The sequence below is a fragment of the Clostridium sp. X genome, assembly GCF_055755365.1.
In genome coordinates this window covers 710,571-735,201 of the sequence record NZ_CM146912.1, presented here as the reverse complement: position 1 = coordinate 735,201, position 24,631 = coordinate 710,571, and the positions used below count along the sequence as shown (strand labels likewise).

Annotated in this window: 42 protein-coding genes; all 42 read left to right on the top strand. The window is 33.9% G+C overall.

Annotated features, from left to right (window positions below; all coding sequences use genetic code 11):
• Positions 1 to 63: 63 nt before the first annotated feature.
• The 42 genes from ACX0KU_RS03700 to rplM all read left to right on the top strand — a co-directional run bounded on the left by ACX0KU_RS03700 (position 64) and on the right by rplM (position 24,602).
• Positions 64 to 303, top strand: coding sequence for a ribosomal L7Ae/L30e/S12e/Gadd45 family protein (locus tag ACX0KU_RS03700; protein WP_472991562.1), 240 nt, complete (start codon positions 64 to 66; stop codon positions 301 to 303).
• A 56-nt stretch (positions 304 to 359) separates the two neighbouring features.
• On the top strand, positions 360 to 737 hold the full coding sequence (rpsL, locus tag ACX0KU_RS03695) for a 30S ribosomal protein S12 (RefSeq protein ID WP_472991561.1): 378 nt from the start codon (positions 360 to 362) through the stop codon (positions 735 to 737).
• Positions 738 to 871: 134 nt separating this feature from the next.
• A complete protein-coding gene (gene rpsG, locus ACX0KU_RS03690; RefSeq protein WP_472991560.1) occupies positions 872 to 1,342 on the top strand; it encodes a 30S ribosomal protein S7 in 471 nt (156 codons plus the stop codon).
• Between the two features lie 115 nt (positions 1,343 to 1,457).
• Complete coding sequence (gene fusA, locus ACX0KU_RS03685) at positions 1,458 to 3,515, top strand: elongation factor G (RefSeq protein WP_472991559.1); 2,058 nt, start codon at positions 1,458 to 1,460, stop codon at positions 3,513 to 3,515.
• A 36-nt stretch (positions 3,516 to 3,551) separates the two neighbouring features.
• Positions 3,552 to 4,733: an elongation factor Tu gene (gene tuf, locus ACX0KU_RS03680; RefSeq protein WP_472991558.1), complete on the top strand. Its 1,182-nt coding sequence runs from the start codon at positions 3,552 to 3,554 to the stop codon at positions 4,731 to 4,733.
• A 359-nt stretch (positions 4,734 to 5,092) separates the two neighbouring features.
• The gene (rpsJ, locus tag ACX0KU_RS03675) at positions 5,093 to 5,401 is read left to right on the top strand and encodes a 30S ribosomal protein S10 (protein ID WP_268059724.1); all 309 of its coding nucleotides are present in this window, start codon (positions 5,093 to 5,095) and stop codon (positions 5,399 to 5,401) included.
• Positions 5,402 to 5,464: 63 nt separating this feature from the next.
• Positions 5,465 to 6,097 carry a 50S ribosomal protein L3 gene (gene rplC, locus ACX0KU_RS03670; RefSeq protein ID WP_472991557.1) on the top strand — a complete coding sequence of 211 codons (633 nt, stop codon included), beginning with the start codon at positions 5,465 to 5,467 and terminating at the stop codon, positions 6,095 to 6,097.
• A gap of 25 nt (positions 6,098 to 6,122) precedes the next feature.
• Positions 6,123 to 6,743: a 50S ribosomal protein L4 gene (gene rplD / locus ACX0KU_RS03665; RefSeq protein WP_472991556.1), complete on the top strand. Its 621-nt coding sequence runs from the start codon at positions 6,123 to 6,125 to the stop codon at positions 6,741 to 6,743.
• Positions 6,743 to 7,036 (top strand): 50S ribosomal protein L23, encoded by a 294-nt coding sequence (rplW, locus tag ACX0KU_RS03660; RefSeq protein ID WP_472991555.1) that lies wholly within the window; start codon positions 6,743 to 6,745, stop codon positions 7,034 to 7,036. The genes rplD and rplW overlap by 1 nt, the downstream gene beginning before the upstream one ends.
• Positions 7,037 to 7,096: 60 nt before the next feature.
• On the top strand, positions 7,097 to 7,930 hold the full coding sequence (gene rplB, locus ACX0KU_RS03655) for a 50S ribosomal protein L2 (protein WP_472991554.1): 834 nt from the start codon (positions 7,097 to 7,099) through the stop codon (positions 7,928 to 7,930).
• A 73-nt stretch (positions 7,931 to 8,003) separates the two neighbouring features.
• Positions 8,004 to 8,288, top strand: a complete 285-nt coding sequence (gene rpsS / locus ACX0KU_RS03650) for a 30S ribosomal protein S19 (protein WP_472991553.1) — start codon at positions 8,004 to 8,006, stop codon at positions 8,286 to 8,288.
• A gap of 21 nt (positions 8,289 to 8,309) precedes the next feature.
• Entirely contained in the window at positions 8,310 to 8,645 is a 336-nt protein-coding gene (rplV, locus tag ACX0KU_RS03645; protein ID WP_472991552.1) for a 50S ribosomal protein L22, read from the top strand.
• 15 nt (positions 8,646 to 8,660) lie between these two features.
• Positions 8,661 to 9,326: a 30S ribosomal protein S3 gene (rpsC, locus tag ACX0KU_RS03640; protein WP_472991551.1), complete on the top strand. Its 666-nt coding sequence runs from the start codon at positions 8,661 to 8,663 to the stop codon at positions 9,324 to 9,326.
• 17 nt (positions 9,327 to 9,343) lie between these two features.
• Positions 9,344 to 9,787, top strand: a complete 444-nt coding sequence (gene rplP / locus ACX0KU_RS03635; protein ID WP_472991550.1) for a 50S ribosomal protein L16 — start codon at positions 9,344 to 9,346, stop codon at positions 9,785 to 9,787.
• A complete protein-coding gene (gene rpmC / locus ACX0KU_RS03630; RefSeq protein ID WP_472991549.1) occupies positions 9,777 to 9,989 on the top strand; it encodes a 50S ribosomal protein L29 in 213 nt (70 codons plus the stop codon). The genes rplP and rpmC overlap by 11 nt, the downstream gene beginning before the upstream one ends.
• A 23-nt stretch (positions 9,990 to 10,012) precedes the next feature.
• Positions 10,013 to 10,267, top strand: coding sequence for a 30S ribosomal protein S17 (rpsQ, locus tag ACX0KU_RS03625; protein WP_472991548.1), 255 nt, complete (start codon positions 10,013 to 10,015; stop codon positions 10,265 to 10,267).
• A gap of 27 nt (positions 10,268 to 10,294) precedes the next feature.
• Positions 10,295 to 10,669, top strand: a complete 375-nt coding sequence (gene rplN, locus ACX0KU_RS03620; protein WP_472991547.1) for a 50S ribosomal protein L14 — start codon at positions 10,295 to 10,297, stop codon at positions 10,667 to 10,669.
• A 16-nt stretch (positions 10,670 to 10,685) separates the two neighbouring features.
• Positions 10,686 to 11,003, top strand: a complete 318-nt coding sequence (gene rplX, locus ACX0KU_RS03615; protein WP_472991546.1) for a 50S ribosomal protein L24 — start codon at positions 10,686 to 10,688, stop codon at positions 11,001 to 11,003.
• Between the two features lie 22 nt (positions 11,004 to 11,025).
• Positions 11,026 to 11,565 (top strand): 50S ribosomal protein L5, encoded by a 540-nt coding sequence (gene rplE, locus ACX0KU_RS03610; protein ID WP_472991545.1) that lies wholly within the window; start codon positions 11,026 to 11,028, stop codon positions 11,563 to 11,565.
• Positions 11,566 to 11,580: 15 nt separating this feature from the next.
• Positions 11,581 to 11,766: a type Z 30S ribosomal protein S14 gene (locus ACX0KU_RS03605; protein ID WP_472991544.1), complete on the top strand. Its 186-nt coding sequence runs from the start codon at positions 11,581 to 11,583 to the stop codon at positions 11,764 to 11,766.
• A 28-nt stretch (positions 11,767 to 11,794) separates the two neighbouring features.
• A complete protein-coding gene (gene rpsH, locus ACX0KU_RS03600; RefSeq protein ID WP_472991543.1) occupies positions 11,795 to 12,190 on the top strand; it encodes a 30S ribosomal protein S8 in 396 nt (131 codons plus the stop codon).
• A 25-nt stretch (positions 12,191 to 12,215) separates the two neighbouring features.
• Positions 12,216 to 12,758: a 50S ribosomal protein L6 gene (gene rplF, locus ACX0KU_RS03595; protein ID WP_472991542.1), complete on the top strand. Its 543-nt coding sequence runs from the start codon at positions 12,216 to 12,218 to the stop codon at positions 12,756 to 12,758.
• A gap of 30 nt (positions 12,759 to 12,788) precedes the next feature.
• Positions 12,789 to 13,151, top strand: coding sequence for a 50S ribosomal protein L18 (gene rplR / locus ACX0KU_RS03590; RefSeq protein WP_472991541.1), 363 nt, complete (start codon positions 12,789 to 12,791; stop codon positions 13,149 to 13,151).
• A gap of 16 nt (positions 13,152 to 13,167) precedes the next feature.
• On the top strand, positions 13,168 to 13,665 hold the full coding sequence (gene rpsE, locus ACX0KU_RS03585; protein ID WP_472991540.1) for a 30S ribosomal protein S5: 498 nt from the start codon (positions 13,168 to 13,170) through the stop codon (positions 13,663 to 13,665).
• A 13-nt stretch (positions 13,666 to 13,678) separates the two neighbouring features.
• On the top strand, positions 13,679 to 13,861 hold the full coding sequence (gene rpmD, locus ACX0KU_RS03580) for a 50S ribosomal protein L30 (protein WP_472991539.1): 183 nt from the start codon (positions 13,679 to 13,681) through the stop codon (positions 13,859 to 13,861).
• 15 nt (positions 13,862 to 13,876) lie between these two features.
• On the top strand, positions 13,877 to 14,317 hold the full coding sequence (gene rplO / locus ACX0KU_RS03575) for a 50S ribosomal protein L15 (protein ID WP_472991538.1): 441 nt from the start codon (positions 13,877 to 13,879) through the stop codon (positions 14,315 to 14,317).
• Position 14,318: 1 nt separating this feature from the next.
• Positions 14,319 to 15,593, top strand: a complete 1,275-nt coding sequence (gene secY, locus ACX0KU_RS03570; protein ID WP_472991537.1) for a preprotein translocase subunit SecY — start codon at positions 14,319 to 14,321, stop codon at positions 15,591 to 15,593.
• 30 nt (positions 15,594 to 15,623) lie between these two features.
• Entirely contained in the window at positions 15,624 to 16,274 is a 651-nt protein-coding gene (locus ACX0KU_RS03565) for an adenylate kinase (RefSeq protein ID WP_472991536.1), read from the top strand.
• On the top strand, positions 16,274 to 17,020 hold the full coding sequence (gene map, locus ACX0KU_RS03560; protein ID WP_472991535.1) for a type I methionyl aminopeptidase: 747 nt from the start codon (positions 16,274 to 16,276) through the stop codon (positions 17,018 to 17,020). The genes ACX0KU_RS03565 and map overlap by 1 nt, the downstream gene beginning before the upstream one ends.
• Before the next feature lie 16 nt (positions 17,021 to 17,036).
• On the top strand, positions 17,037 to 17,318 hold the full coding sequence (locus ACX0KU_RS03555) for an RNA-binding protein (RefSeq protein WP_472992401.1): 282 nt from the start codon (positions 17,037 to 17,039) through the stop codon (positions 17,316 to 17,318).
• Between the two features lie 7 nt (positions 17,319 to 17,325).
• A complete protein-coding gene (infA, locus tag ACX0KU_RS03550; protein WP_472991534.1) occupies positions 17,326 to 17,544 on the top strand; it encodes a translation initiation factor IF-1 in 219 nt (72 codons plus the stop codon).
• 15 nt (positions 17,545 to 17,559) lie between these two features.
• Positions 17,560 to 17,673: a 50S ribosomal protein L36 gene (gene rpmJ, locus ACX0KU_RS03545; protein ID WP_002509257.1), complete on the top strand. Its 114-nt coding sequence runs from the start codon at positions 17,560 to 17,562 to the stop codon at positions 17,671 to 17,673.
• 156 nt (positions 17,674 to 17,829) lie between these two features.
• On the top strand, positions 17,830 to 18,201 hold the full coding sequence (rpsM, locus tag ACX0KU_RS03540) for a 30S ribosomal protein S13 (protein WP_472991533.1): 372 nt from the start codon (positions 17,830 to 17,832) through the stop codon (positions 18,199 to 18,201).
• Positions 18,202 to 18,217: 16 nt separating this feature from the next.
• Positions 18,218 to 18,613: a 30S ribosomal protein S11 gene (gene rpsK / locus ACX0KU_RS03535; RefSeq protein ID WP_472991532.1), complete on the top strand. Its 396-nt coding sequence runs from the start codon at positions 18,218 to 18,220 to the stop codon at positions 18,611 to 18,613.
• Between the two features lie 27 nt (positions 18,614 to 18,640).
• Positions 18,641 to 19,261, top strand: coding sequence for a 30S ribosomal protein S4 (gene rpsD / locus ACX0KU_RS03530; protein ID WP_472991531.1), 621 nt, complete (start codon positions 18,641 to 18,643; stop codon positions 19,259 to 19,261).
• 64 nt (positions 19,262 to 19,325) lie between these two features.
• The gene (locus ACX0KU_RS03525; RefSeq protein WP_472991530.1) at positions 19,326 to 20,273 is read left to right on the top strand and encodes a DNA-directed RNA polymerase subunit alpha; all 948 of its coding nucleotides are present in this window, start codon (positions 19,326 to 19,328) and stop codon (positions 20,271 to 20,273) included.
• A gap of 13 nt (positions 20,274 to 20,286) precedes the next feature.
• Positions 20,287 to 20,628 carry a 50S ribosomal protein L17 gene (rplQ, locus tag ACX0KU_RS03520; RefSeq protein ID WP_472991529.1) on the top strand — a complete coding sequence of 114 codons (342 nt, stop codon included), beginning with the start codon at positions 20,287 to 20,289 and terminating at the stop codon, positions 20,626 to 20,628.
• Positions 20,629 to 20,716: 88 nt separating this feature from the next.
• A complete protein-coding gene (locus ACX0KU_RS03515; RefSeq protein WP_472991528.1) occupies positions 20,717 to 21,559 on the top strand; it encodes an energy-coupling factor transporter ATPase in 843 nt (280 codons plus the stop codon).
• Entirely contained in the window at positions 21,544 to 22,410 is an 867-nt protein-coding gene (locus ACX0KU_RS03510) for an energy-coupling factor transporter ATPase (RefSeq protein ID WP_472991527.1), read from the top strand. The genes ACX0KU_RS03515 and ACX0KU_RS03510 overlap by 16 nt, the downstream gene beginning before the upstream one ends.
• Positions 22,403 to 23,215, top strand: coding sequence for an energy-coupling factor transporter transmembrane component T family protein (locus tag ACX0KU_RS03505; RefSeq protein ID WP_472991526.1), 813 nt, complete (start codon positions 22,403 to 22,405; stop codon positions 23,213 to 23,215). Before ACX0KU_RS03510 ends, ACX0KU_RS03505 begins: the two co-directional genes overlap by 8 nt.
• 28 nt (positions 23,216 to 23,243) lie before the next feature.
• The gene (truA, locus tag ACX0KU_RS03500) at positions 23,244 to 23,981 is read left to right on the top strand and encodes a tRNA pseudouridine(38-40) synthase TruA (protein WP_472991525.1); all 738 of its coding nucleotides are present in this window, start codon (positions 23,244 to 23,246) and stop codon (positions 23,979 to 23,981) included.
• 186 nt (positions 23,982 to 24,167) lie between these two features.
• On the top strand, positions 24,168 to 24,602 hold the full coding sequence (gene rplM, locus ACX0KU_RS03495; protein WP_472991524.1) for a 50S ribosomal protein L13: 435 nt from the start codon (positions 24,168 to 24,170) through the stop codon (positions 24,600 to 24,602).
• Positions 24,603 to 24,631 lie beyond the last annotated feature (29 nt).

Below are 24,631 nucleotides of genomic sequence, written 5' to 3'. Positions count from 1 at the left end.
TTGTTTATGATTAGAGACAGGGGCATCCTTGTCTCTAACATAACGTTCTGAGGAGGTTCTTGAATGGTGTCTAGAATTCAAGGAGAAAAAGTTATTGGCCTTAAGCAGACTACAAAACATATTAAAAGTGGTCAAGGTAAATGTTTGTATGTAGCGAAAAATGCTGAAACTAAGTTAACTTCTCCTATTATAGAGTTAGCAAAAAGAAACTTACTCGAAGTTACTTATGTAGATACGATCAAAGAACTAGGAATATTGTGTGGAATTGAAGTAGGAGCCGCAGTTGCACTAGTGCTGAGATAATACTTAGCTAATCACAAAAATTTATATAGCAATATTAAAACTAAGGAGGTGGAAAAATGCCAACGATTAACCAATTAGTAAGAAAAGGTAGAAAAGCAGTTGAAGAAAAATCAACAGCACCAGCATTAAAACAATGTCCTCAAAAAAGAGGGGTTTGTACAGTTGTAAAAACAACAACACCTAAAAAACCAAACTCAGCTTTAAGAAAAGTAGCTAGAGTAAAACTTACAAATGGATATGAAGTTACTGCTTATATCCCAGGTGTAGGACATAACTTACAAGAACATAGTGTTGTTTTAATAAGAGGTGGAAGAGTAAAAGACCTTCCAGGTGTTAGATACCATATAGTTAGAGGTGCTTTAGACTCTGCAGGTGTAGCTAACAGAATGCAAGGAAGATCAAAGTATGGTGCTAAGAGACCAAAGAAAAAATAGTTTTTGAAAACAGTGCTATGTCTTCAGCATTTATATAGATTATTGTTAATAAATATTTTGCAGAAGAGAGCACTTTGCGGCGGTATAGCCGAGTACCTATGATTTAAAATAATGATGTTAAGGAGGGAAGAAAAGTGCCAAGAAAAGGAAACGCGCCTAAAAGAGATGTATTACCAGATCCAGTGTACAATAGTAAGGTAGTAACAAAATTTATAAATTCTATAATGTTAGATGGTAAAAAGGGAGTAGCTCAAAAAATATGCTATGATGCATTTTTAATGGCTTCAGAAAAATTAGGAAAAGAACCTATGGAGGTTTTTGAAGCAGCTATGAACAATGTTATGCCAGTATTAGAAGTAAAAGCTAGAAGAATAGGTGGAGCTACTTATCAAGTGCCTCTAGAAGTAAGACCAGAAAGAAGACAGACTTTAGGCATAAGATGGATGATTGACGCTGCAAGAAAAAGAGGAGAAAAGTACGCTAGAGAACAATTAGCAGGAGAATTAATGGATGCTGCTAATAACACTGGTGCTGCTGTTAAGAAGAGAGAAGACACACATAAAATGGCAGAAGCGAATAAAGCATTTGCACATTACAAATACTAATTAAAATTAAAATTTAAAGATAAAACTGTTTTGGAATCTCCAAAACAGTTTTATCCAATTTTAAATTTCACTTTAACTAAAGTTAATAGTGTACTTACTGAGAGGAGGAAGATCCGTGGCTAGACAATACCCGTTAGAAAAATTCCGTAATATTGGTATAATGGCGCACATAGATGCTGGTAAAACAACATGTACTGAGCGTATATTGTTCTATACAGGAAAAAATCATAAAATAGGTGAAACACATGAAGGCGCAGCAACAATGGACTGGATGGTTCAAGAACAAGAAAGAGGTATAACAATTACTTCTGCTGCAACAACATGTTTCTGGAAAGAACATCAAATTAACATTATCGACACACCAGGACACGTAGATTTCACTGTTGAGGTTGAAAGATCTCTAAGAGTATTAGATGGAGCTGTTACGTTACTTGATGCAAAGGGCGGCGTTGAGCCTCAAACAGAAACAGTATGGAGACAGGCAGATAAGTATAAAGTACCAAGAATGATATTTGTAAACAAAATGGATATATTAGGTGCAGATTTTTATATGTCAGTTAACACTGTTAGAGAAAGATTGAGAGCTAATGCAGTGCCAATACAACTTCCAATAGGAAAAGAAGATCATTATGACGGACATATCGATCTTGTGAAAAATGTAGCTGTTATTTTTGATAAAGAATTGGGAGTAACTTTTGAAGAAGTTGAGATTCCGGCAGATTTAAAAGATAAAGCAGAGGAATATAGAGCAGCTTTAATAGAAGCGGTTTCAGAAACTGATGAAGATTTAATGATGAAATATCTTGAAGGTGAAGAACTTACTGAAGAGGAAATCATCATTGGGCTAAGAAAAGCAACTATAGCTAATGAAATAGTTCCAGTACTTTGTGGTACTGCTTATAGAAATAAAGGTGTTCAACATTTACTAGATGCAGTTTTAGCATATTTACCATCTCCGATCGATATTCCAGCTATAAAGGGAACAAGTCTGGATGGAGAAGAAATGGAAAGACATTCTTCAGATGTTGAGCCAATGTCTGCACTAGCATTTAAGATTGCTACTGACCCATTTGTTGGTAAGTTAGCTTTCGTTAGAATTTACTCTGGTATTATGACTGGCGGAACATATGTATTAAACAGTAATAAGGGCAAAAAAGAAAGAATTGGAAGACTTGTTAAGATGCATGCTAATCATAGAGAAGATGTTGAAGAATTATATGCTGGAGAATTAGGTGCTGTTATAGGATTAAAGAATACAACTACAGGAGATACTTTATGTGATGAGAATTCATCAGTAATTCTTGAACGTATGGAATTCCCAGAACCAGTTATACATGTAGCTATTGAACCTAAAACAAAAGCATCACAAGAAAAGATGGGTATAGCACTAGCTAAGCTTGCTGAAGAAGATCCAACATTCAAAACATATACTGACCAAGAAACAGGTCAAGTAATTATTGCTGGTATGGGTGAACTTCATTTAGAAATTATTGTTGATAGACTTCAAAGAGAATTTAAAGTAGAATGTAATGTTGGTGCTCCGCAAGTTGCTTACAAAGAAAGTATCAAGAATGCTGTTAAGGCTGAAGGTAAGTTTGTAAGACAATCAGGTGGTCGTGGACAATACGGACATTGCTGGATTGAGATGATACCTCACGAAGGGGAATATGAATTCCAAAATGCTGTTGTTGGAGGTGCTATTCCAAGAGAATACGTTCCAGCTATTGATGCAGGTATTCAGGAAGCTTCGCAAAGTGGTATAATAGGAGGATATCCTGTTATAAACTTTAAGGTAAAATGTTATGATGGTTCATATCATGATGTTGACTCATCAGAAATGGCATTTAAAATAGCAGGTTCTATGGCATTTAAAAATGCTATGGCAAAAGCAACTCCAATATTACTTGAACCGATTATGAAGGTTGAAGTAACTGTACCAGAAGAGTACATGGGAGATGTAATGGGAGATGTAAACTCAAGAAGAGGTAGAATTGAGGGAATGATTGCAAGATCAGGAGCTCAAATTATATCTTCATTTATACCACTTTCTGAAATGTTTGGATACGCAACTATCCTTAGATCAAGAACACAAGGTAGAGGTGTATATAGCATGGAATTCGATCATTATGAAGAAGTTCCAAAGAGTATAGTAGAAAAAGTAGTAACTAAATAATAAAAATATAGCTAATAATGTTAGGAGGAAAAAGAAATGGCAAGACAAAAGTTTGAAAGAACAAAACCACATGTAAACATAGGAACAATTGGTCACGTAGACCATGGTAAGACAACAACAACAGCAGCAATCACAATGACACTTGCAAAATCAGGTGGAGCAAAGGTGCAAAAATATGAAGATATAGATAAAGCACCAGAAGAAAAAGAAAGAGGAATCACAATCAACACAGCACACGTTGAGTATGAAACAGCAAACAGACATTATGCACACGTTGATTGTCCAGGACATGCTGACTATGTAAAGAACATGATTACAGGAGCAGCACAAATGGATGGAGCTATCTTAGTTGTATCAGCAGCAGATGGTCCAATGCCACAAACAAGAGAACATATACTACTAGCATCAAGAGTTGGAGTTAACCACATAGTAGTATTCTTAAACAAAGCAGACCAAGTAGACGATCCAGAACTATTAGAATTAGTAGAAATGGAAGTAAGAGACTTATTAAGCGAATATGGATTTGACGGAGACGGATGTCCAGTAGTAGTAGGATCATCATTAAAAGCAATCGAAGATGGCGATGATCAATGTATACTAGACTTAATGGCAGCAGTAGATGAATATATTCCAACACCAGAAAGAGCGATTGACCAACCATTCTTAATGCCAGTAGAAGATGTATTCACAATCACAGGAAGAGGAACAGTTGCAACAGGAAGAGTTGAAAGAGGAATTCTTCATACAGGAGACGAAGTACAAATCGTTGGAATGAAAGAAGAAGTTTCAAAAACAACATGTACAGGAATAGAAATGTTCAGAAAATTACTAGATGAAGCAATGGCAGGAGATAACATCGGAGCATTATTAAGAGGTGTTCAAAGAGATGATATCGAAAGAGGTCAAGTATTAGCTAAACCTAATACAGTAAACCCACACAAAAAATTCATAGGTCAAGTATACGTATTAAAGAAAGAAGAAGGCGGAAGACATACACCATTCTTCCACGGATATAGACCACAATTTTACTTTAGAACAACAGACGTAACAGGTTCAATCGCATTACCAGAAGGAATAGAAATGGTTATGCCAGGAGACCACATCGACATGACTGTTGAATTAATAACAACAATAGCTATGGAGCCAAACCTAAGATTCGCTATCAGAGAAGGCGGAAGAACAGTTGGTTCAGGAGTTGTTACTACAATATTAGAATAGTTAAGATTACAAATATAAAGGCCTTTATAGAGTAAGTAGAAAGAGAAGGGGACGCCCTTCTCTTTTTATTTGCAAATGAATCTTTTGTAAATATTGTATACTACGAAAAGAATTTTTAATAAAGATGAAAAAATACTTGTCAAAATAAAAAAAATATTATACAATATAAGAGTTGTGACGCGATGAAGCAAGAGGTTGCTGGATTATCCAGGTTTTCTTAGCTGAGCATGCTTGATCATGAATCAGGCGGCAGTGTTGTTGTGCTCTTGGTTTAAACAAATTCATGGAACACCTGGAACAGTTTACTCAACACTGATGTTACATACCTATTAAAGAGGAATGAAAAGGAGGGAAATATAATGGCAAATCAAAAAATAAGAATTAGATTAAAGGCTTTTGACCACAACATATTAGATCAGTCAGCTGAAAAGATTGTTGAAACTGCAAAAAACACAGGAGCTAAAGTAGCTGGGCCAGTACCACTACCGACTGAGAAGGATATAGTTACAATATTAAGAGCTACACACAAGTATAAAGATTCTAGAGAGCAATTTGAAATTAGAACACATAAGAGATTAATTGATATATTAAGTCCATCACCAAAAACTGTTGATGCTCTTATGAGATTAGACTTACCAGCAGGTGTGGATATAGAAATAAAATTATAATTATAGAGATAACAGGATATTATGATCGGAGACGATCCGCTAATATTTTAGGAGGTGCAAGAAATGAAAAAAGCAATATTGGGAAGAAAGCTTGGAATGACTCAAATATTTGATGAAAATGGAAGAGTAGTTCCAGTTACAGTTGTAGAAGCAGGTCCATGTCCAGTAATTCAAAAGAAGACTGTAGACAAAGAGGGATATAACGCTATACAAGTAGGTTTTGAGAACATAAGAGAAAAGTTAGTTAACAAACCAAGAAAAGGGCAGTTTGCAAAAGCGGGAGTTGCTCTAAAAAGAATTATTAAGGAATTAAGATTAGAAAATATCGATGCATACGAAGTAGGAAGCGAGATAAAAGCTGACATATTCGCTGCAGGAGAAAAAGTTGACGTATCAGGCGTTTCAAAGGGTAAAGGATTCGCTGGTGCAATAAAAAGATGGAACTTTAGTAGAGGACCGATGTCTCATGGTTCTAAGTATCATAGAGGTGTAGGTTCACAAGGAGCATCTTCTGATCCATCAAGAACATTTAAAAACAAAAAAATGCCAGGACATATGGGAAACAGAAATACAACTGTTTTAAATCTTGAAGTTGTAAGAGTTATGCCTGAAAAGAACGTAATCTTAATTAAAGGCGGAGTACCGGGTCCAAACAAAGGCTATATAGTTATAAGAAATGCAGTAAAGCAAGCTTAAGACTTGGAAGAAAGGAGGATAAAGAATGCCTACAGTAGATTTATTTAACAGAGAAGGACAAAAAGTTGGAGATATGCAATTATCTGACAACGTATTTGCAGTTGAAGTTAATGCAAGTGTATTACATCAAGTTGTAGTTGCACAACTTGCAAATAAGAGACAAGGAACTCAATCAGCTAAAACTAGAGCTGAAGTTTCTGGAGGTGGAAAGAAGCCATGGAGACAAAAAGGAACAGGTAGAGCAAGACAAGGTTCTACTAGAGCTCCACAATGGATACATGGTGGTATAGTATTCGCACCAAAACCAAGAGACTATAGAATGGCAATTCCTAAATCAATGAAGAGAGTTGCAATGAAATCTGCTTTAACAAGCAAGGTTAATGATAGCAATTTACTAGTACTTGAAAGTTTAGAGTTACAAACTCCAAAAACTAAAGAAATAGTTAAAATGTTAAATGCATTTGAAGCTAAAAAAGTACTAATAGTTGTTCCAGTAGCTGACGAGATTGCTTATAAATCAGTTAGAAACATAGAAGGTGCAACTATTATACCAGTTAATAACTTAAATGTTTATGATATATTAAAACATGAAAAGTTTATTGTTACTAAAGAAGCAGTTGAAAAAATTGAGGAGGTGTATGCATAATGATGTTAAGCAGTTACGATATAATTAAAAAACCTGTAATAACTGAAAAAAGCATGTCTGTAATGGCAGACAAAAAATACACCTTCATTGTAGATATTCATGCTAATAAATCACAAATAAAAAGAGCAGTAGAAGAAGTGTTCGGAGTTAATGTAAAAGAAGTAAATACAGCAAGAATAATGGGAAAAATGAAAAGAGTTGGAGTTCATACAGGTAAGAGAGCCGACTATAAAAAAGCTGTAGTAACATTAACAACTGAAAGCAAAACTATTGAATTCTTTGAAGGAATGTAGTTTGTAAAAAAGCAGTTATTGGTGGTAAGCCAGATAAGCTATAAGAAGGAGGGAATCTAGATGGCAGTTAAAAAGTTTAAACCGGTTACGCCTTCGTTGAGAGAAATGACAGTTGCAACTTTTGAAGAGATTACAACTGATAAGCCGGAAAAATCACTTCTTGTTTCACTGAAGAAGAACGCGGGAAGAAATGCACAAGGTAAAATAACTGTTCGTCATCGTGGTGGCGGAGCAAAGAGAAAATACAGAATAATAGATTTCAAGAGAGATAAGGATGGAATACCTGCAAAGGTTAGTACAATAGAATATGATCCAAATAGAACAGCATATATAGCTTTAATTACTTATTTAGATGGTGAAAAAAGATATATAATAGCACCAGCAGGATTAAAAGTTGGAGATGTTTTGGTGTCGGGTGTAGATGCTGATATAAAAGCTGGAAATGCACTACCACTATTAAACATACCAGTAGGTACAGTTATACACAATATAGAATTACAAGCTGGAAAAGGAGGCCAAATAGTTAGATCAGCTGGAACATCAGCGCAACTTATGGCTAAAGAAGGCAAGTATGCTATATTAAGACTTCCAAGTGGCGAAATGAGATACGTAAGAATCGAATGTAGAGCTACAATTGGAACAGTTTCAAACTTAACTAATGATATAATTAACATTGGTAAAGCAGGAAGAAAGAGACACATGGGATGGAGACCGACAGTAAGAGGATCAGTAATGAATCCTAACGATCACCCACACGGTGGTGGAGAAGGTAAATCTCCTATCGGAAGACCAGGTCCAGTTACTCCATGGGGTAAGCCGGCTCTTGGATATAAAACTAGAAAGAATAAGAAGTATTCTGATAGAATGATTATTAAGAGAAGAGGCCAAAAATAATATATAGGTGTTAAAGAAGAGAATATCTATTCTCTTCCTACACATTCAAAATATATGAAAGGAGGACACTAGTTTGAGTAGATCACTTAAAAAAGGACCTTTCGTTGCAGATTCATTAATGAGTAAAATTGAGGCTATGAACGCAACGGGAGAAAAGAAGGTTATAAAAACTTGGTCAAGAAGTTCAACAATATTCCCTCAAATGTTAGGTCATACTATAGCTGTCCATGATGGAAGAAAACATGTTCCGGTTTTTATAAGTGAAGACATGGTAGGACATAAATTAGGTGAATTTGTTTTAACAAGAACATTCAAAGGTCACGTAGATAAAAGCGAAAAGTCATCACGTGTAAGATAGTTATAGGAAGGAGGAACCAGAATGGAAGCTAGAGCTATAGCAAAGTATGTAAGAATTTCTTCTAGAAAAGTAAGAGTTGTTCTAGATTTAGTAAGAGGTAAGAATGTAAATGAAGCTTTTGCTATATTGAATTATACTCCACAAAATTCAGCTACCGTAGTTAATAAGGTATTGAAATCAGCTGCAGCTAATGCGGAAAATAATCTTAACTTAGATGTTAATAAATTATATGTTGCAGAAGCGTATGCTAATCAAGGTCCAACTTTAAAGAGATTTAGACCGCGTGCACAAGGTAGGGCATATTCAATAATGAAAAGAACTAGTCATATTACATTAGTAGTAAAAGAAAGAGCATAGAAGGAGGGAAATCTAGTGGGACAAAAAGTAAATCCACATGGCCTCAGAGTCGGCGTAATAAAAGACTGGGATGCTAAATGGTATGCAGATAAGAAAAATTTTGCAGACAACTTAATCGAAGATAATAAAATAAGAAAGTTTATAAAGAATAAATGTTTTTCAGCAGGTATAGCTAAAATAGAAATTGAAAGAACTCCAAAAAGAGTTAAAATAAACATTCACACAGCTAAGCCAGGTATGCTTATTGGAAAAGGCGGAAAAGGCATAGAGGATTTAAAAACTGAAATTTTAGCATTAACAGCTGAGAAAAATGCAGTAATCAACATAGTAGAAGTAAAAAGACCAGAAACTGATGCACAGTTAATGGCTGAAAATGTTGCTCAACAATTAGAAAAGAGAATTTCATTTAGAAGAGCTATGAAACAAGTAATTCAAAGAGCTATGAAGAGTGGAACTAAGGGAGTTAAGACTGCTTGCGCAGGAAGACTTGGTGGAGCAGAAATTGCAAGAACTGAACATTACCATGAAGGAACAATTCCTCTACAAACATTAAGAGCAGATATCGATTATGGATTTGCAGAAGCAAATACAACTTATGGAAAAATAGGTGTTAAAGTTTGGGTATATAAAGGTGAAGTTCTTCCGAAAAAGAAAGTTAAAATGGAAGAAGTTGGCCAATAAGAAAGGAGGAATAATTTATGTTGATGCCAAAGAGAGTAAAGCATCGTAAGGTACAACGTGGCAGAATGAAGGGAAAAGCTACTAGAGGTAACTTCATTGCATACGGTGATTATGCTATACAAGCAACTGAATGTGGTTGGTTAACAAGCAACCAAATTGAGTCTGCCAGAATAGCTATAAATAGATATATAAAAAGAGGTGGAAAGCTTTGGATTAAGGTTTTCCCAGATAAACCAGTAACTGAAAAACCAGCTGAAACTCGTATGGGTTCTGGTAAAGGATCACCTGAATACTGGGTAGCAGTAGTTAAACCAGGCAGAGTATTGTTTGAGTTATCAGGAGTTCAAGAGAATGTTGCTAGAGAAGCTATGAGACTTGCTTCACATAAGCTTCCAGTTACGACTAAATTCGTTACAAGAAAAGATTTCGAGCAAATGGGTGGTGAAGTAAATGAGGGCTAATGAATTAAAAGAATTAAAACAAAGTTCCTCTCAAGAACTATTAGCTAAGTTAACTGATCTGAAAGCAGAGTTATTTAACTTGAGATTTCAATTAGCAACTGGCCAATTAGAAAACCCAATGAGAATTAGAATGGTTAAAAAATCAATAGCTCAAGTTAAAACCGTAATTAGAGAAAAAGAATTACAAGTTCTTGAGCAATAGCAAGCTGAAAGGAGGTTTATCCTGTGGAAAGAGGTAACAGAAAAACTAGAATAGGTAGAGTCGTTTCAGATAAAATGGATAAAACTATTGTAGTTGCAGTTGAAGGAAAAGTTCGTCACCCATTGTATGGAAAAACTATAAATAAAACTGTAAAGTTTAAAGCTCATGATGAAAATAATGAGGCAGGAATTAACGATACAGTATTAATAATGGAAACTAGGCCATTATCTAAAGATAAAAGATGGAGATTAGTTCAAATAATGCAAAAAGCTAAGTAATCTTATGGTTGGAAGGAGGTCGTTTATATGATACAGCCACAAACACGATTAAAAGTAGCAGATAACACTGGTGCAAAAGAAATTATGTGTATCAGAGTTTTGGGCGGTTCAAGAAGAAAGTATGGTAATATTGGAGATGTAATAGTTGCTAGCGTTAAAAGTGCAACACCAGGCGGGGTTGTTAAAAAAGGTGACGTAGTAAAAGCTGTTATCGTAAGAACAAGAAAAGGTGCAAGAAGAGTTGACGGTTCATATATAAAATTTGATGATAATGCAGCTGTTGTTATTAAAGATGATAAGCAACCAAAAGGAACTCGTATATTTGGACCAATAGCTAGAGAGCTAAGAGAAAAAGATAAAGAGTTCAACAAAATATTATCATTAGCACCTGAAGTTCTATAAAAGGGAGGTGGCTGTGATGGCTAAAGTTCACGTTAGAAGAACGGATAAAGTAATTGTTATTTCAGGTAAAGATAAAGGGAAAGTAAGCGAAGTATTAGCTGTATACCCTAAAGATGGAAAAATATTAGTTAAAGATGTTAATATTGTTACTAAGCATGTTAAACCTAATAAGGCGAATATGCAAGGTGGAATAGTGAAGAGAGAAGCAGCAATAAATAGTTCAAAAGTAATGTTACACTGCACTAAATGTAATTCTGCTACAAGAGTTAGCAAGAAATTACTAGAAGATGGAACAAAAGTTAGAGTTTGCAAAAAGTGCGGAGAAGTACTATAGAATTTGAAAGGAGGTTCACTTGATGAATAGACTACAGGAAAAATATAATAATGAAGTAGTTCCAGCCCTAATGGAAAAGTTCGGATATAAGAATTTAATGGAAGTTCCAAAGCTTGAAAAAGTAGTTGTAAACATGGGCGTGGGCGAAGCTAAGGATAATTCTAAGTTATTAGAAGCAGCTGTAGCTGACTTACAACAAATCACAGGACAAAAGCCTGTAACAACAAAGGCAAAGAAATCTGTAGCTAACTTTAAAGTTAGAGAAAATATGCCTATTGGATGCAAAATTACATTAAGAAAAGAAAGAATGTATCAATTTGCGGATAAGTTAATGAGTGTTGCTTTACCAAGAGTTAGAGACTTCAGAGGAGTATCTTCTAAATCTTTTGATGGTAGAGGGAATTACGCTTTAGGACTTAAAGAACAAATTATATTCCCAGAAATAGAATATGATAAAGTGGATAAAGTAAGAGGTATGGACATTATATTTGTTACTACTGCCAAGACTGACGAAGAAGCAAGAGAATTGCTTAAGTATCTTGGAATGCCATTTGCTCAATAATAAGGAGGGAAGAACGTGGCACGTAAAGCAATGATTGAAAAGTGGAATAAAACACCTAAGTTTGCTACTAGAGCATATACAAGGTGCAGAATATGCGGAAGACCACATGCTGTTTTAAGAAAATACGGTATATGTCGTATTTGCTTTAGAGAATTAGCATACAAAGGTCAAATTCCGGGATGTAAAAAAGCTAGTTGGTAATATAATTATTGGAAAGGAGGCATAATAGATGGTTATGACAGACCCTATTGCAGATATGCTAACTCGTATTAGAAACGCAAATATAGTTAGACATGAAGTTGTGGAAGTTCCATCATCAACTGTAAAAAAATCTTTAGCTAACATATTACTTCAAGAAGGATATGTAAAAGATGTAGAAGAGTATGCAGATGGAGCAGTTCCGATGCTTAGAATGTCTTTAAAATATCAAGGAAAAGATAGAATAATTACAGGGCTTAAGAGAATATCAAAGCCAGGATTAAGAGTATATTGCAAGAAAGATAGTATACCAAAAGTACTAAACGGTTTAGGAGTTGCAATAATTTCAACTTCTAAAGGAATAGTTACGGATAGAGAAGCAAGAAAATCAGGTTTAGGTGGAGAAGTTATTTGTTACATTTGGTAATTTAACGTGGATAGGAGGTGTGGTAATGTCAAGAGTAGGAAGACTTCCAATAGAAATACCTAATGGAGTAAAAGTTGATGTAACACCAGATAACGTTGTTACAGTAAAAGGATCAAAAGGAGAATTAACTAGAGCTATGCACAAAGATATAAACATAGCTTTAGAAGAATCATTAATAGTTGTTACAAGACCAAGTGATGTTGCTCAACACAGAGCTCTACATGGATTAACAAGGGCTTTACTTAAAAATATGGTCGTTGGTGTTACGGAAGGATACCAAAAGACTTTAGAATTAGTTGGTGTTGGTTACAAAGCGCAATTAAAAGGAAAAGATTTAGTATTGAATCTTGGATATTCACATCCAGTTGAAATAAAGTCTGTTGAAGGTGTAGAATTCACAGTTCCAGAAGCAACTAAAGTTGTTGTTAGTGGAATAGATAAAGAATTAGTTGGTTCAGTAGCAGCTAATATTAGAGTATGGAGAAAGCCAGAACCATACAAAGGAAAAGGAATTAAATACGCAGGCGAAGTTATAAGACGTAAAGAAGGTAAGACTGGCAAGAAGTAACACAAGTAACAGCAGAAAGGAGTGAATATAATGTTCAAGAAAGAAGATAGACAAAAAGCTAGAGTTAAACGTCATTTGAGAGTACGTAATAAGATCTCTGGATCAGCTGAAAGACCAAGATTAGCAGTATTCAGAAGTGAAAAAAATATTTATGCTCAGTTAATTGATGATATTGCTGGAGTAACTCTAGTTTCAGCTTCAACTCTAGATAAAGAGTTTGAAGGAAAAGTAGGAAGTAATAAAGAAGCAGCTAAAGTTGTTGGATCTATGATAGCAAAAAGAGCTTTAGAAAAACAAATTGAAGATGTTGTTTTTGATAGAGGCGGATTTGTATATCATGGAAGAGTAAAAGAACTTGCTGATGCTGCGAGAGAAGCAGGTCTAAAATTCTAGAGAAGGAGGGAAAACTATGAGAGTAGATCCTAACACGCTAAACCTAAAAGAGAAAGTTGTGTTCATAAACAGGGTTGCTAAAGTTGTTAAAGGTGGAAGAAACTTTAGATTTAGTGCTCTTGTTGTAGTAGGTGATGAAAATGGTCACGTAGGCGTTGGTACGGGTAAAGCAGTTGAAATACCTGAAGCAATAAGAAAAGGTATTGAAGATGCAAAGAAACATTTAGTTGAAGTATCAATAGTTGGAACGACTGTTCCACATAGAATAGAAGGTAAGTTCGGAAGAGGCGATGTTATTATTATGCCAGCTGAAGAAGGTACTGGAGTTCTAGCTGGTGGTCCTGTTAGAGCCGTACTTGAATTAGCAGGAATAAAGGATGTTAGAGCTAAATCATTAGGTTCTAATAATCCAAGAAATATGGTCGGAGCTACATTAGAAGGATTATCAAAATTAAGAACCGCTGAACAGATTGCTAAATTAAGAGGCAAGACTGTAGAAGAGATTCTAGGTTAGGAGGGGATCAACCTTGGCTAAGCTTAAGGTGACACTAACAAAGAGCACTATAGGTAGAAAGAAAGATCATATTGCTACTGTTCATGCTCTTGGATTAAAAAAAATAGGCAAAAACGTTGTTCACGAAGATACTCCTCAAATAAGAGGTATGATAAATAAAGTGAATTACTTATTAGAGATTGAAGAAGTACAATAAGAGGAGGTGTAAAACATGAAACTTCATGAATTGAAGCCTGCTGCAGGTTCTAAGAAATCTGCTAAAAGAGTTGGTAGAGGAAACGGTTCAGGACTAGGAAAAACTGCAGGAAGAGGACACAATGGGCAAAATTCTAGATCAGGCGGAGGCACAAGACCAGGATTTGAAGGAGGTCAAATGCCTTTATATAGAAGATTACCTAAAAGAGGTTTTACTAATATATTCGCTAAAGAGTATGTTGAAGTTAACGTAAGTAGATTAAACATATTTGAAGATGGAACAGAAATTACTCCAGAGTTATTAAAAGCTAATGGAGTAATCAGTAAGATAAAAGATGGTGTTAAGGTTCTAGGTAATGGTGAATTAGAAAGAAAACTTACAGTTAAAGCAACTAAGTTCACAAAAGGTGCAGTTGAAAAGATAGAATCTGTTGGGGGAAAAGTAGAGGTGATATAAATTGTCAACCTTACGTAATGCTTGGAAAGTTCCCGAATTAAGAAATAGAATACTATTTACAATACTAATGGTAGCAATTATCAGGATGGGAAATCATATTCCTGTTCCTGGAATTGATACTAATGCACTATCGAATCTTGCAAAAGCGGGAACGTTATTTAGTTTTTATGATTTGATGTCAGGTGGAGCACTAAGTAGTTTTAGTATTTTTGCTATGGGAGTTATACCTTATATCAACTCATCAATTATATTTCAGTTACTTACTATTGCAATTCCTTCATTAGAGCAACTTTCAAAAGAAGGTGAAGAAGGAAGAAAGAAAATACAAAATTATACGAGATACTGTGCAGTAGTCTTTGGTGCACTGCAATCCTTTGGTACTTATGCACTAATAAGAAACTATGGAGCAATTTCAAATGTATCTAAATTTGATGTGTTCTTAATAGTACTCACTCTAACTACATCATCTGTATTTTTAATGTGGTTAGGTGATCAAATTACTGTAAAAGGCATTGGAAATGGTGTTTCACTTATAATATTTATAAATATTATATCAAGACTTCCAAGTCAAATTGCACAAGTTATGAGCTTTCAATCAACAGGAGCAGTAAGTATTGTGCAGGTTGCTATGCTACTAGTATTAATAATTGCATTATTTGTTGCGGTTGTAGCAACTAATTTGTCAGAGAGAAGAATACCTATACAATATGCAGCTAAGCAATCTGGTGGAAGAATGTTTAAAGGGCAGTCAACACACATTCCTATAAATATGAATTCATCTGGTGTTATAGCTATAATATTTGCTATGTCAGTTATGCAATTTCCGGCAACTATAGCTAGCTTTATTCCAGAATCAGCATTCGGCAAATTTATAACTATGAGTAAATATAGTATATTTAAGCATAACACGTTACCATACGTTATAGTGACTATAGTTCTAGTTGTATTTTTTACTTGGTTTTACTCAGAAGTTACGTTTAAACCAGATGAGATGGCTGAAAATATACATAAATCTGCGGGATTTATTCCGGGTGTAAGACCAGGAGAGCCGACAGCAAGATTTATTGGAAAAGTATTAATGAGAGTTTCTATACTTGGAGGAATATTTGCTGCACTTATAGCTGTAATCCCAATGGGTATAGAAGGATTAACGGCATTTAAAGGAATATCTTTTGGTGGTACAGCATTACTAATTCAAGTTGGTGTTGCTCTAGATTTTATGAGACAGCTTGAATCTCAATTAATGTTAAGACATTATAAAGGATTTCTTAAATAGAAGTGTAAAAGAATTTGGAGTTGATGTTGCATGAGAATAATTTTGTTAGGACCTCCTGGAGCAGGAAAGGGAACACAAGCAAAATTAATAAGTGAAAAATATTTAATTTCTCATATCTCTACTGGAGATATATTTAGAAAAAATATTTCAGAAAAGACACCATTAGGTGTTAAAGCGAAAGAATATATGGACAAAGGATTGTTAGTTCCAGATGAGTTAACAATTGATATAGTAAAAGATAGATTAACTAATGAAGATTGTAAGACTGGATTTTTACTAGATGGATTTCCAAGAACAGTAAACCAAGCAGAAGCTTTAGAAGATTTTCTAAAAACAAGAGAAGAAAAGATTGATACTGCATTGCTTATAAATGTTCCAAGTGAGTTTATACTAGATAGAATGACAGGAAGAAGAGTTTGTCCGGTATGCGGAGCTAGTTATCATATTAAATTCAACCCTCCGAAAGTTGATGAGATATGTGACGCTTGCGGTAACAAGATTGTTCAAAGAAAAGATGACAGTGAAGAAACCGTATCTGAGAGAATAGATGTATATGAAAAACAAACTCAACCTTTAGCAGAATTCTATAAGTCTAAAGATCAATTATTTGTGGTTGATGGTACACAATCTATTGATCAAGTGTTTACAGACATTTCAAATTATATTGAAGGCAGTAATTAATGATAATAATTAAAACTGCAAAAGAAATAGACTATATGAGACATGCTGGAAGAGTAGTAGGTGAAACTTTAGCTTTATTGCAAGAATATGTAAAACCAGGAATAACTACTGGTGAATTGGATAAAATAGCAGAAGAGTATATAAGAAAGAATAATGCTATCCCATCCTTTAAAGGATATTCTGGTTTTCCTGCTTCAATATGTACTTCTATTAATGAAGAAGTTGTTCATGGTATACCAGGAAGGAGAGTACTACAAGAAGGTGATATTATTAGCATTGATTGTGGAGCTAAACTTAATGGGTATCATGGTGATGCAGCAAGGACTTTCGCTGTGGGTCATATTTCAAAGGAAGCTGAAAACTTGATTAAAGTAACTGAAGAGAGCTTTTTTAGAGGAATTAAAAAGGCTACTGTAGGTAATAGATTAAGTGACATATCCTCATCAATTCAGGAGTATGCTGAAAGCCAAGGATGTTCTGTTGTTAGAGATTTTGTTGGTCATGGCATTGGTACAGAAATGCATGAAGCTCCTGAAGTACCCAATTTTGGACGGCCTGGAAGAGGACCCAAGTTAGTTGAAGGTATGATTTTTGCAATTGAACCAATGATTAATATTGGGGAATTTTATGTAAGAGTACAACCGGATAATTGGACCGTAGTTACTAAAGATGGAATGTTATCAGCTCATTATGAAAATACCGTGGCAATTTTAAATAATGGCCCGGAAATGTTAACTTTAATTTAGGTTAATCGAGGTGACTATTTTGTACGAAGAACTTATAGGTAGGGTTGTTTACTCAAAAGCTGGAAGAGATTCAGGCAAACCCTCTATAATATTAAATATAATTGATAAAGATTATGTAAATATTATAGATGGAGATTTAAGAAAAATCGAAAAGCCTAAGAAGAAAAAGTTAAAACATTTAAATGTGACCAATCAGGTAATAAATGAAATTAAAGAGTTGATTATTTCCGGAAAAACCTTTAGTAATTCTAAACTAAGAAAGTGCTTAGAAAATAGGTGCGATATTAAGGAGGGTTAAGTGCCTTATGTCAAAAGATGATGTAATAGAAATGCAAGGTACAGTTATAGAAGCTTTACCTAATGCTATGTTTGAAGTTGAATTAGAAAGTGGTCAAAAAATATTAGCACATGTATCTGGCAAATTAAGAATGAACTTCATTAGAATCTTACCAGGTGATAAAGTTACAGTTGAGCTTTCTCCATATGATCTAACTAGAGGAAGAATAACTTGGAGAGCAAAATAACAAGGAGGGTTAGTGATGAAAGTAAGACCATCAGTAAAACCTATATGTGAAAAATGTAAGGTTATAAAAAGAAAAGGCAAAGTAATGGTTATTTGCGAAAATCCTAAACATAAACAAAAACAAGGTTAATTAATATAAGATAAAAACTTAATTTAACAGTTGATAAATTTACAAAATTGCAATATCATGTATAAGTATGATTGCAAGATATATAAATTAAGGTAAATGCGGCTGCTAAGATAAATTAAAAGAATAACAGTTGGAAAGTAGGAGGTGTAGAATCCAATGGCAAGAATAGCTGGTACTGACCTACCAAAAGAAAAAAGAGTTGAAGTAGGTCTAACATACATCTATGGGATAGGAATTAACAGATCACGTGAAATTCTTGAAAAGACTGGAGTTAATCCTGACACAAGAGTTAAAGACTTGACTGAAGATGAAGTAAACACTATAAGAGATTACATCAGTAATGGACTTATTGTTGAGGGAGATTTAAGAAGAAAAATCGCTCTTGATATAAAGAGATTAGTTGAAATAGGATGTTATAGAGGAATAAGACATAGAAAAGGTCTTCCTTTAAGAGGACAAAAGACTAAGACTAATGCAAGAACTAGAAAAGGTCCAAAGAGAGCAATAAGTGGTAAGAAGAAAAAATAGTAAGGAGGGATGATAAGTGGCTAAAGCAAAAGCAAGAAAAACTAGAAGAAAAAAAGAAAGAAAAAACATTGAACACGGCTGTGCACATATAAAATCAACCTTCAACAATTCATTAGTTACTTTAACTGATGCTGTTGGCAATGCATTATCATGGTCAAGTGCAGGAGCATTAGGATTTAGAGGTTCAAGAAAAAGCACACCGTTTGCTGCTCAAATGGCAGCTGAAACTGCAGCAGGTACTGCAATGGAACACGGTTTAAAGAGTATAGAAGTATATGTAAAAGGACCAGGTGCAGGTAGAGAAGCAGCTATAAGATCTCTACAAGCAGCAGGACTTGAAATAACGTTAATAAAAGACGTTACACCAATTCCACACAATGGTTGCAGACCACCAAAGAGAAGAAGAGTATAATATATAAAAGCAGGAGGTGTTACTTAAATGGCTAGATATACGGGACCTGTATGTAGAATATGCAGAAGAGAAGGTATGAAGCTAATCCTTAAGGGAGATAGATGCTATACTGAAAAATGTTCGTTTAATAGAAGAGGCTATGCTCCAGGACAGCATGGACAAAGCAGAAAAAAACTTTCTAACTACGGAATCCAATTAAGAGAAAAACAAAAAACTAGAAAGATTTACGGAGTATTAGAAGGACAATTTAGAAAGTATTATGAAAAAGCTACTGTAATGAGAGGAATTACAGGTGAAAACTTGTTAAGACTTCTTGAAATGAGACTTGATAACGTAGTGTATAGAATAGGTTTTGGTGGTTCAAGATCTGAAGCTAGACAACTAGTAAATCATGGACACTTTTTAGTAAATGGTAAAAAGGTAGATATACCATCTTACAAAGTTAGTGCAAATGATGTTATCAGTGTTCGTGAAAAGAGCAGAGCTAGTGAAAAGTTTAAAGTTTTTGCTGAAAATCCTAGAACAGTACCTGCTTGGATGCAAGGAAGTACTGCAGATTATGAAGTAAAAATTATTGCTGAGCCAGCTAGAACTGATATTGATGTTCCAGTAAATGAAACATTAATCGTTGAGTTATACAGCAAATAAGAATGGTGATTAGAATGGAATCAGTTGCCCTCAGTATGTTATAATCCATTAAGGGAGGGTTCGTATGTTAGAGATAGAAAAACCCAAAATAGAATGTGTAGAAGCAGCTGAAGATGGCACTTACGGAAAGTTTGTAATAGAGCCGTTGGAAAGAGGATATGGCATAACTTTAGGTAATTCACTTAGAAGAATATTAATGTCATCTTTACCTGGTGCTGCAGTAAGTTCGATAAAAATTGACGGAGTTCTTCATGAGTTTTCTACTGTTTTAGGAGCTAAAGAAGATGTTACAGATTTAATACTGAACATTAAAGGATTAGCATTGAAAATGAATGGAGATGGACCAAAGACAATATATATTGATGCTAAAGGACCAGGAGAAGTAACTGGTGCAGATATTACCTGTGATGCAGATATGGAAGTTATTAGTAAAGACTTACATATAGCAACATTAGACGATGATGCAAAATTATCTATGGAAATCAACGTAAGTAGAGGTAGAGGATATGTTGCTCAAAGTAAGAACAAAAGAGATGACATGCCAATAGGTACTATACCAGTTGACTCTATATATACTCCAGTTAAAAGAGTTAATTTTTCAGTAGAAAACACTAGAGTAGGTCAAATTACTGACTATGACAAATTAACAATTGAAATATGGACTAACGGAACTATTAAGCCTGAAGAAGCGATTAGTCTTTCAGCTAAGATTCTTATTGAACATTTCAAGTTATTTATGACTCTTACAGACCATGCTGATGATGTTGAGATTATGGTTGAAAAAGAAGAAGATAAAAAAGAAAAAGTTCTTGAAATGACTATTGAAGAATTAGATCTTTCAGTTAGAAGCTATAATTGCTTAAAGAGAGCAGGTATAAACACTGTTCAAGAGTTAACTGAAAGAAATATGGATGATATGATGAAAGTTAGAAATTTAGGTAAAAAATCACTTGAAGAAGTGCAAGAAAAGCTTGAAGCATTAAGTTTAGGCTTAAAGAAATCCGATGAGTAAAGGAGGATGAAACATGGCACAACAACGTAAGTTGGGACTTCCAACTGATCAGAGAAGAGCTATGCTAAGAAATTTAGTAACTAGTTTCTTAAAAAATGGTAGAATTGAAACTACTGTTACAAGAGCTAAAGAAACTAAAAACATAGCTGAAAAGATGATAACTCTTGCAAAAAGAGGAGATCTTCATGCTAGAAGACAAGTTTTAGCGTATGTTACTGAAAAAGCAGTAGTTGAAGATCTATTTGCAAACATTGCTCCAAAGTATGCAGAAAGAAACGGTGGATACACTAGAATTTTAAAAATGGGCCCAAGAAGAGGCGACGGAGCAGAAATAGTTATACTTGAATTAGTATAATCACTTTATAAGGGGATTAAGTATTTCTAGCTTAGTCCCCATTTTACTATTATGTGAGATTATAATATGTAAAGGGGTGATTTTGTATATGAGCGAATATATGGTGAAGTGTAGCAATGTTACATATAAATATAATGCAAATGATCAAGATGTAAAGATTGCTGTTGATGGAGTTAGTCTTGACATAAAAAAAGGAGAATTTCTAGTAGTACTTGGGCATAATGGTTCAGGTAAGTCTACATTATCTAAACATATAAATGCACTTTTAGTTCCAACTGAAGGAAAAGTTTATGTAGATGATATGGATACTAGTGATGAACAAAACATATGGAAAGTAAGAAATAAAGCAGGAATGGTATTTCAAAATCCAGATAATCAGCTTGTTGCTACTATAGTAGAAGAAGATGTAGCATTTGGGCCAGAAAACTTGGGAATAGACCCAACTGAAATAAGAGTTAGAGTAGATGACGCATTAAAAAAAGTTAATATGTACCAATATATAAAGCATGCGCCACATTTATTATCAGGCGGTCAAAAGCAGAGAATAGCTATTGCTGGAATTTTAGCAATGAGACCGGATTGTATAGTATTTGATGAGCCTACAGCTATGTTAGATCCTTCAGGCAGAAAAGAAGTTATCAATACTATCAAGGAAATAAATTGTAAATACGGAATTACAATAGTGTTAATAACTCATTATATGGAAGAAGCTGTTGAAGCAGATAGAATAGTAGTTATGGATAAAGGTAAGATAGTACAAGAGGGAACCCCAAGAGAAATTTTTGCTAATGTATCATTAATGAAAGAAATTGGACTTGATGTCCCACAAATGACAGAACTTGCCTATGAGTTAAATAAAAGTGGAATTAATATAACTTCGGATATATTAACTATAAATGAGATGGTGGATGCATTATGTCAATTAGTATAGAAAATTTAAAATATGTATATATGCCTGGATCACCCTTTGAAAAGGTTGCATTAAATGATGTAAACCTAAGTATAGAAGAGGGTGAATTTGTCGCATTAATAGGACATACAGGTTCAGGAAAATCAACATTGATACAACATATAAATGGCCTGTTAAAGCCAACGTATGGAAAGATAATTATAGATGGTATTGATATAGCTTCTAAAAGTGTAAAATTAAGTAGCATTAGAAAGAAGGTAGGACTTGTATTTCAATATCCAGAGTATCAATTATTTGAAGAGACTATTGAAAAAGACATAGCATTCGGTCCTAAAAATTTAGGATTGAATGACGATGAAATAAATAAAAGAGTAAAAAAAGCTATGAAAATAGTAGGATTAGATTATGATGTATATAAAGATAAGTCACCTTTTGATCTAAGTGGTGGTCAAAAGAGAAGAGTAGCTATAGCTGGAGTTGTAGCTATGGAGCCTAAAGTTCTAATCCTAGATGAGCCTACTGCTGGATTAGATCCAAAAGGTAGAGATGAAATCTTAGAAAGAATTAGAGAACTTAAAGCAGAGTATAATATGACAATAATACTAGTTTCTCATAGCATGGAGGATGTTGCAAAACTAGCAACACGAGTATTAGTAATGCATGATTCAAAGTGTATCTTAGATGGCACACCAAGTGAAGTATTTAAGGAAATAGAAACATTAGAAAGAGTAGGGCTTGCAGTTCCACAAGTAACTTATTTAGTGCGGGAATTGAGAAAGAAAGGATTCAATATATCAGAAGATATATTTACTATTGAGCAAGCCAAAAGTGAAGTATTGAATTTTTTAAAGGGAGCTAATAATAATGATTAAAGATATTACTATAGGTCAATATGTACCAGGCGAGTCTTTCATTCATAATTTGGATCCAAGAGTAAAAATATTGCTGTCGATGATATTTATAATAGATCTATTTATTATAGATAATTTTCAAGGATATGGTTTTATTTTAATATTTACAGCTATTGCTATAATTATTTCTAAAGTTGATATTAAGTATATATATAAAGGGGTAAAACCGATACTTATTCTTTTATTAATAACAGCACTTTTAAATATTTTTATGACAGGTGGTTCTGCTGGAGAAGCCCCTCTCTTACAATGGGGATTCTTAAAGATATATAAACAGGGATTAATTCTAGCAGGATTTATGGTTATTAGACTAGTTTTTCTAGTAGTAGGAACATCACTACTTACTCTCACAACTTCACCAATTGAGTTAACTGATGGCTTAGAAAAACTTCTAAATCCCTTTAGAAAAATTGGATTGCCAGCCCATGAGCTAGCTATGATGATGACTATAGCTTTAAGATTTATACCAACTTTAATGGATGAAACGGACAAGATAATGAAAGCACAAATGGCAAGAGGAGCTGACTTTGATTCAGGTAACATTTTTAGTCGAGCTAAAAACTTGGTTCCATTATTAGTGCCATTATTTATTAGTTCTTTTAGACGTGCTGATGAGCTTGCTATGGCTATGGAAGCTAGATGTTATAAAGGCGGAGAAGGAAGAACTAGAATGAAAATATTAAAATTAGGCAATAGAGATTTTATTGCAATTACAATAATGATTATATTAGTAGTTCTTTCTATATTGAGTAGAAGCTTTACTTAGATATATTTATTTTAGTGGAGTGTTAAAAGTGAAAAGAAATATAAAACTTACTATCGAGTATGATGGAAAAAATTATTCGGGGTGGCAAAGGCAGAAAGATGTCATGACCATTCAACAAAAGATTGAAGATGTGATTTCAGAAATAACCAGAGAAAATATTGAAGTAATTGGATGTAGTAGAACAGATTCAGGAGTTCATGCTAAGGCATTTGTATGTAACTTTATTACTGAAAGTACTATACCATCTGAAAAGTTTAAGCTTGCAATTAATCAAAAGCTACCTAAGGATATAGTTATATTAAATTCGGAGAAAGTAGATCTAGAGTTTCATTCTCGTTATCATAGTAAAGGGAAAACTTATTTGTATAACATACTAAATAGGCAGGAACGGCCAGTAATTAATCGAGATTATGTTTATCATTTTAATAAGAATTTAGATATAGATTTAATGATTGAGGCAAGTAAATATTTTCTTGGAACTCATGAGTTTGACTCTTTTAAAAACATAGGAAGTTCAGTTCAAACAACGGAGAGAACTATTTACAACTTAAATATATATAAAGATGAGCAGAATATTAAAATTCAGGTAACTGGAGATGGCTTTCTTTATAATATGGTTAGAATTATGGTAGGTACACTTTTAGATGTTGGTATGGGTAAAATTCCACCAAATGCAATTAAACATATAATTGCAGCAAAAGATAGAACAAAAGCTGGCAGAGCTGTTCCAGCACAAGGATTATATTTGCAACAAGTGTACTATTAGTAATGAATGAGAGAATTATAAAAAAATTAATATTTATTACTAAAAGATGTGTTGACACACCCGGCTAATTGTATTATAATAATTTTTGTTGTAAATAATAAGATATTATATAAGACCATAGTCCTGGTCTTGATATAGAAGAGATTAAACATATACGTAATAGGAAAAGTTCAAGGAGGGAAAATGATGAAATCATACGTTGCAAAAACAAATGAAGTTCAAAGAAAATGGTATGTTATTGACGTTGAAGGAAAAGCATTAGGAAGAGCAGCTAGTCAAGTGGCTACAATTCTAAGAGGAAAAAACAAACCAGAATACACACCAAGTGTTGACACTGGAGATTTTGTTATAGTATTAAATGCTGACAAAATTTTATTAACAGGAAAAAAATTAGATCAAAAAATGTTAAGACATCATTCATTATATCCAGGCGGATTAAAGGAAGTAACTTATAGAAAAGCATTAGAAAGCAAACCAGAATTTGTTTTCCAAGAAGCTGTAAGAAGAATGCTTCCAAAAGGACCTTTAGGAAGAAAAATGCTTACTAAATTAAAAGTATATAGAGGTTCAACACATGATCAACAAGCTCAAAAACCAGAAGTTTTAGAGTTAAAATACTAATATAAAGAACTGAAAGGAGGATACATATA

Excerpts from the sequence above, each read along its gene's own strand:
- rplM (WP_472991524.1), top strand. The coding sequence starts at position 24,168 with ATGAAATCATACGTTGCAAAAACAAATGAAGTTCAAAGAAAATGGTAT.
- rplQ (WP_472991529.1), top strand. The coding sequence starts at position 20,287 with ATGGCACAACAACGTAAGTTGGGACTTCCAACTGATCAGAGAAGAGCT.
- map (WP_472991535.1), top strand. The coding sequence starts at position 16,274 with ATGATAATAATTAAAACTGCAAAAGAAATAGACTATATGAGACATGCT.
- rpmJ (WP_002509257.1), top strand. The coding sequence starts at position 17,560 with ATGAAAGTAAGACCATCAGTAAAACCTATATGTGAAAAATGTAAGGTT.
- ACX0KU_RS03700 (WP_472991562.1), top strand. The coding sequence starts at position 64 with ATGGTGTCTAGAATTCAAGGAGAAAAAGTTATTGGCCTTAAGCAGACT.
- ACX0KU_RS03510 (WP_472991527.1), top strand. The coding sequence starts at position 21,544 with ATGTCAATTAGTATAGAAAATTTAAAATATGTATATATGCCTGGATCA.
- rpsE (WP_472991540.1), top strand. The coding sequence starts at position 13,168 with ATGAGAGTAGATCCTAACACGCTAAACCTAAAAGAGAAAGTTGTGTTC.
- rplO (WP_472991538.1), top strand. The coding sequence starts at position 13,877 with ATGAAACTTCATGAATTGAAGCCTGCTGCAGGTTCTAAGAAATCTGCT.
- rplR (WP_472991541.1), top strand. The coding sequence starts at position 12,789 with ATGTTCAAGAAAGAAGATAGACAAAAAGCTAGAGTTAAACGTCATTTG.
- rplX (WP_472991546.1), top strand. The coding sequence starts at position 10,686 with ATGGCTAAAGTTCACGTTAGAAGAACGGATAAAGTAATTGTTATTTCA.
- ACX0KU_RS03515 (WP_472991528.1), top strand. The coding sequence starts at position 20,717 with ATGAGCGAATATATGGTGAAGTGTAGCAATGTTACATATAAATATAAT.
- rplD (WP_472991556.1), top strand. The coding sequence starts at position 6,123 with ATGCCTACAGTAGATTTATTTAACAGAGAAGGACAAAAAGTTGGAGAT.
- rpsH (WP_472991543.1), top strand. The coding sequence starts at position 11,795 with ATGGTTATGACAGACCCTATTGCAGATATGCTAACTCGTATTAGAAAC.
- rpmC (WP_472991549.1), top strand. The coding sequence starts at position 9,777 with ATGAGGGCTAATGAATTAAAAGAATTAAAACAAAGTTCCTCTCAAGAA.
- rpsD (WP_472991531.1), top strand. The coding sequence starts at position 18,641 with ATGGCTAGATATACGGGACCTGTATGTAGAATATGCAGAAGAGAAGGT.
- ACX0KU_RS03525 (WP_472991530.1), top strand. The coding sequence starts at position 19,326 with ATGTTAGAGATAGAAAAACCCAAAATAGAATGTGTAGAAGCAGCTGAA.
- rpsL (WP_472991561.1), top strand. The coding sequence starts at position 360 with ATGCCAACGATTAACCAATTAGTAAGAAAAGGTAGAAAAGCAGTTGAA.
- rplV (WP_472991552.1), top strand. The coding sequence starts at position 8,310 with ATGGAAGCTAGAGCTATAGCAAAGTATGTAAGAATTTCTTCTAGAAAA.
- infA (WP_472991534.1), top strand. The coding sequence starts at position 17,326 with ATGTCAAAAGATGATGTAATAGAAATGCAAGGTACAGTTATAGAAGCT.
- ACX0KU_RS03505 (WP_472991526.1), top strand. The coding sequence starts at position 22,403 with ATGATTAAAGATATTACTATAGGTCAATATGTACCAGGCGAGTCTTTC.
- rpsM (WP_472991533.1), top strand. The coding sequence starts at position 17,830 with ATGGCAAGAATAGCTGGTACTGACCTACCAAAAGAAAAAAGAGTTGAA.
- rplP (WP_472991550.1), top strand. The coding sequence starts at position 9,344 with ATGTTGATGCCAAAGAGAGTAAAGCATCGTAAGGTACAACGTGGCAGA.
- tuf (WP_472991558.1), top strand. The coding sequence starts at position 3,552 with ATGGCAAGACAAAAGTTTGAAAGAACAAAACCACATGTAAACATAGGA.
- rplF (WP_472991542.1), top strand. The coding sequence starts at position 12,216 with ATGTCAAGAGTAGGAAGACTTCCAATAGAAATACCTAATGGAGTAAAA.
- rplC (WP_472991557.1), top strand. The coding sequence starts at position 5,465 with ATGAAAAAAGCAATATTGGGAAGAAAGCTTGGAATGACTCAAATATTT.
- rplN (WP_472991547.1), top strand. The coding sequence starts at position 10,295 with ATGATACAGCCACAAACACGATTAAAAGTAGCAGATAACACTGGTGCA.
- rplW (WP_472991555.1), top strand. The coding sequence starts at position 6,743 with ATGATGTTAAGCAGTTACGATATAATTAAAAAACCTGTAATAACTGAA.
- ACX0KU_RS03565 (WP_472991536.1), top strand. The coding sequence starts at position 15,624 with ATGAGAATAATTTTGTTAGGACCTCCTGGAGCAGGAAAGGGAACACAA.
- rpsJ (WP_268059724.1), top strand. The coding sequence starts at position 5,093 with ATGGCAAATCAAAAAATAAGAATTAGATTAAAGGCTTTTGACCACAAC.
- rplE (WP_472991545.1), top strand. The coding sequence starts at position 11,026 with ATGAATAGACTACAGGAAAAATATAATAATGAAGTAGTTCCAGCCCTA.
- rplB (WP_472991554.1), top strand. The coding sequence starts at position 7,097 with ATGGCAGTTAAAAAGTTTAAACCGGTTACGCCTTCGTTGAGAGAAATG.